The organism is Luteolibacter pohnpeiensis (assembly GCF_016595435.1).
Lineage (GTDB): Bacteria > Verrucomicrobiota > Verrucomicrobiia > Verrucomicrobiales > Akkermansiaceae > Luteolibacter > Luteolibacter pohnpeiensis.
In genome coordinates this window covers 1-633 of record NZ_JAENIJ010000171.1, presented here as the reverse complement: position 1 = coordinate 633, position 633 = coordinate 1, and the positions used below count along the sequence as shown (strand labels likewise).

Annotated in this window: 1 protein-coding gene; it reads right to left on the bottom strand. The window is 58.0% G+C overall.

Annotated features, from left to right (window positions below; genetic code table 11):
• Positions 1–527: hypothetical protein (locus tag JIN85_RS20815; RefSeq protein WP_200274469.1), on the bottom strand; the 527-nt coding region annotated here is incomplete at its 3' end.
• Positions 528–633 lie beyond the last annotated feature (106 nt).

The window sequence follows — 633 nt, the reverse complement described above, 5'->3', positions numbered from 1 at the left end:
GTGATTTTACCGGCGTTGAGGGTGTTGTTCAGCACGGTGGCAATCAGCGCGTGCGGATTGAGGTTTTCACCAAACTGGAACGCCTCGCTGGTCAATTGCACGAGCTCGTCCGCCTCATCGATGATGGTTTCACCGTGCAATGCCTGGCGGTGCAGCCAGCCGACGACTGGCTCGACTTTGGTATTGGTGACATAAGCGCCGGTGGCTTGATCGACGCTGGCCGCGTTGAGCAACAGCTCGAAGTCGAGCTTGCCGAATTCCTGCACGTTGAAGGCGTGGGTGAAGTCGTCGCCGCCCAGTGGAATGCGGGTGCGCACGCCATAGGTGCCGGTGCCAGTCCCCGGAGCACGACGCGAAACGAAGTTGCTCGGCGGGCGCGGTTCCCATTGTTCACAGCTCGGCAGCTTGAGCCATTCCGCCTTGGTGGTTGCGAAAATAGGCACCGCGCTCTCGGTGACGACAGTGCCATCAATGGTCGAGCCAAGACGGGCAAACCAAAGGTGACTTCCTAATACGAGGTCTTTCATGATGATAAATAAAGGGGTGAGTTGTTAGAGATCAGTCGCCAGTGATGACGTTGAGGATTTCGAGCTGGCCCTTGCTTTCGCGAAACTCGGCATCAGCGAGCGGGAC